The organism is Microcystis sp. M53603_WE2 (genome assembly GCF_030065435.1).
Genome location: NZ_JASJFF010000221.1, coordinates 1 through 3,884 on the forward strand (window position 1 = coordinate 1; position 3,884 = coordinate 3,884).

Genomic DNA, 3,884 nt, shown 5'->3' on the forward strand with positions numbered 1-3,884 from the left:
CTTGGGAACAAGCTTTATCAATTTATTCATAATAAATTTGGCAGAGGATTAAAGATTAGTTATTGTGACTAACTCTTTTGGTTAGAACAAGATAAACTTGAGAATCTTCGGTCAAATTTATTGACTCAAAATCAGCTGTACTTAATTTAAATGAAACAGCCCTAGGGATTAAGGGGGGATCGGCACCCCCCTTATCAAGGGGGAATTAAGGGGGGATCAAGGGGGGATTTATCTTCAATTTAATTATATATCACCATAAGTAAGGCAGAATCGAAAGATAGTTAAATACTTGACCCTAGGCTCACAATTTTACTGTTGCGAGATGGAAAATAAAAACCGCTCGTAAGCTCGATTAATTTTTTGCATAATTTTAATCGCTATGGCAGAGGAATTGTGATCGGGGTGATACTGACGAGCAAGCTGATAATATCTTTGTTTAACTTCTGAAAAACTGGCATTCTTAGAAACTTCTAAAACTTCCCACCAATCCTCGGAATCTGGGGGAAATATTTCTAATTCTCCTAACATTTCTGACCATATTTTTACCTTATCTCCATAACTACATGTAATTAAAAATTGACCGTCAGGACTAAATTTTAAGGGAGCAGTTCCCCGTAAAACTTTAATTAATTCTCCTGTTTGTCCTTGCCAAATTTTAATTTCTGTTCGGGAAGCACTAGCAATTAGATGGCGATGAGGATTAATAGCAATACTGATAATTGCCTGCTCGTGTGCCTGCCAACTTTTAATAATTTCTCCTGTCTTTATATCCCAGATTTTAATCGTTTTATCACTACCGCCACTAATTAGATATTGACCATCATTACTAAAAGCTAAACTGTTAACGGCTGCCCTGTCACCGCTAAAAGTTTGATAAGCATAACTATGATCAAATCGCCATAATTTAATAGTTTTATCATCACTACCACTAGCAATAATTTGGCTATCGGGACTAATAGCACAGGTATTAACTGCCTCCTCATGACCGATTAAAGTTCGCTTTAATTCTCCTGTATGATAACCCCAGATTCGCAGAGTTTTGTCATTACTAGCACTAACAATAAATCTTTCATTGGCAGCAAAAGCTAATTGTAAAATGACACCATCGTGGCTATCGGGAGCATTTACACGAGCGAAAAAACTACTTTTATACTGCTTAGTGTCTAATTGCCACTGACTAATTCTGCCATCCAATCCACCAACAATGATCGATTTACTGTTAGGACTTATAGCCAGAGTTTGGATCGGTTCATTAACTCCCACAAAGGCATAAATTAATTTACCCGTTTCTCGCTGCCAAAGTTTTATGGTTTGATCTTCTCCCGCACTAGCGATAATTTTACCATCAGGACTAACATCGATCGCCCCAATATTTGCCTGATGACCTTTAAGAGTTTGGAAACACTGCCAAGATAAACGCTCTGGAATAGTAATTTCTGTAGAATATAACTGTTGATTTTCCTGAATAGATACTTCTTCTAACAGTCCCTGTAGTTCTGCCTCTAGATTTTTATATTTTCCCGTAACTTCTTGCCAAAATAAAGCTTCTTCGTACTCTCTAGTAATGCGATCAAAAAATTCTAGATTGCTATAAAAATTATTGTCGAAGTAGGTGGGAGATAACATTTTCATCACTCCGTAGATTCCTAACCCGACTAGGCCGCCAGCGATTGCCATAGAACCGACACCAACACCGAAAGCTGTACCTTTAACTGCGACTCCCACACCCCCAAAGGTAGAGTAGATACCGATTCCGCCAAGGCTTCCTATTCCCAAAGCTAACCCGACATTGTGATCGTTTGTTTCTAGTCCTTGCAGACTGGCATAAATTGCCGAACTTGTCAGGATGCCAATCCCCGTCATTCCCACTAAACCGACGCTTATACCGCCAAATCCGCCGACTAAGCCAATATTTCCCAGACAAGCAGATAAATTGGCTCCTGTGACTCCACCGACGGCGGGAATAACAAAATCGAGCTTTTTAGCCATATTTTTGCGAAATAATCAAGTTAGTCATCGGGTTTCTCCTATAGAGTGTAGCCTAGTTTGGTATCGACGACTGACTCCCCAAAACGGTACTTTTCCCTCCTGCCCCCTGCCGACCGCCTCTTTCAAGTCAGTCCCGATGAAAAAATTTTCACCCCCACAGATGAAAGAGGTTTCTTTCCCCACACCCCACACCCCACACCCTACACCCTCTTTCCAGTCAGAGGCAATCAGGGCAAAATGATAAGTATTTTATATGTAAATAGCTTCAATGCTTAAAAATATTTAAATTTACAATCGGTAATATTTATTTTTACTTAAGAATTTATTGAGAATAATTTTTATTTATTTACGAGGTTACAATACTTCCAGCGATTCTGGTATAATTTTGCATTATGCTATGATGCCTCTTATTGTAATTTTTAGGGTTTTAATGATCTGGGTTGTCTTAAAACCCTTGCTAAATCTAGACTTTTCCCTTGGGCAAAACCAAACAGTTCCGCCAATTTTCCCTTTTTTCCCGAACAACGTTGATCTAATTTTTGTGTAGTTTTGTTGCAAAGTCAAATTTTTTTTGACAAAATGGCTAAATTGTGGTATGGAGATAGATTGTTGATAGGTGGCCATTCAAACCGAGGCAATCAATAATTAGGACTTGCTGAATAAGTTTGTTGGTGGGGTTAGGAGCCGGTGGTCGGGAGGGTAAGTGAGAAGATCAGACAGAATTTGAAGAATGAATGGCGACACAAGGAAAGCCCTGCTCTCAAAGCGTTTTCAATGCTGCTCCGATACGCGATCATCTTCAAACTTGACAACGCCGCCGATCGCGCATCAACCTTGAATCGACTCTGGTATGAGTGGAAATCGATATACTAGAATTATTATGGTCAAGATGTCCAACTTAAGATCAATGACAAAAATCCTCTCGACAGCCGAAGTGAAAGCGCGTCTTTCCGAATCGATCGATCTTGCTCTCCAAGAGGGCTACGTTGTCATCACCCGCTACGGCAAACCCGTGGCTGCCCTAGTGAGTTACGAAGATATCCGACAATTGCAACGACTGAGAAGCGCTCGTCAGAGGGGAGGGTTAGCGAATTTAAGCGAAAATTGGGAAGATTCCGAAGAATTAGCCGAAGAACTGGATAATATCTTGGACGAGAGAACCTGATGGCTTATCTCTTTGATACCGATGCTATTTCAGAGATGTTACGCAAGCGCCCGCTACTGGACTATCTGCAATGGTTACGATCGCTAGATCGAGAAAATCAATATACTAGCAGTATCACGATCGCCGAACTATATAAAGGTGCGTTCCGTTCCCCCAAGCGCAATGATTTTCTGGAAAAAATCGAAACGAGAATTATCCCCGAATTCACGATCCTGCCATTCGATCGCTTGACAGCGAAAATTTACGGAGAAATTCAAGCGCAACTAGAACAACAGGGAAATATTCTCGCCCATGCCGATTTACAGATCGCATCCACGGCGATTCAATCTAATCTAGAACTGGTTACGGGTAATATTCAACATTTCGCCCGTGTAGAAGCTTTACGGATTAATTACACTCTCGTCCACGCCAGGGCATCTTCATAAAATGTTCAGAGTTGAGGCAACTTCGGCATCAACCATGGCAGCTGGATCGCAAATATAGGATAACTTTCCCAAAAATCAGCGATAAAAACCTTTTTTACCGATCTAGCCCGGCTCTAACGCCTGGGAAGGGAAAAATCCTCAATTGAGCCGAAATTAGCTTAATCAAAAAATATGCTATAATCAGAATGTAAGCACAAGGGGCCGTAACGGTTTCGACAGGTTAGCGAAAGCTCCCCCGTGATACAGGTCGAGAGTGAGTCTCCTCTCGTAAATCAAAGGCTCAAACAAAAAGTAAATGCGAACAA

4 protein-coding genes and 1 other RNA gene are annotated in these 3,884 nt (G+C 40.7%); 4 read left to right on the top strand and 1 reads right to left on the bottom strand.

Annotated features, from left to right (window positions below; all coding sequences use genetic code 11):
- Positions 1-309: 309 nt before the first annotated feature.
- Positions 310-1,989: a WD40 domain-containing protein gene (locus PX481_RS04775; RefSeq protein WP_002757930.1), complete on the bottom strand. Its 1,680-nt coding sequence runs from the start codon at positions 1,987-1,989 to the stop codon at positions 310-312.
- Between the two features lie 4 nt (positions 1,990-1,993).
- Between PX481_RS04775 and PX481_RS04780 the strand changes: the two genes are divergently transcribed.
- From PX481_RS04780 to ssrA, 4 genes are all read left to right on the top strand, one after another.
- Entirely contained in the window at positions 1,994-2,230 is a 237-nt protein-coding gene (locus PX481_RS04780) for a hypothetical protein (RefSeq protein WP_221275422.1), read from the top strand.
- Between the two features lie 666 nt (positions 2,231-2,896).
- Positions 2,897-3,154, top strand: a complete 258-nt coding sequence (locus PX481_RS04785; RefSeq protein ID WP_002757932.1) for a type II toxin-antitoxin system Phd/YefM family antitoxin — start codon at positions 2,897-2,899, stop codon at positions 3,152-3,154.
- Positions 3,154-3,579 (top strand): type II toxin-antitoxin system VapC family toxin, encoded by a 426-nt coding sequence (locus tag PX481_RS04790; protein ID WP_002757933.1) that lies wholly within the window; start codon positions 3,154-3,156, stop codon positions 3,577-3,579. Before PX481_RS04785 ends, PX481_RS04790 begins: the two co-directional genes overlap by 1 nt.
- 197 nt (positions 3,580-3,776) lie before the next feature.
- Positions 3,777-3,884, top strand: a transfer-messenger RNA (tmRNA) gene (ssrA, locus tag PX481_RS04795); the annotation flags it as partial.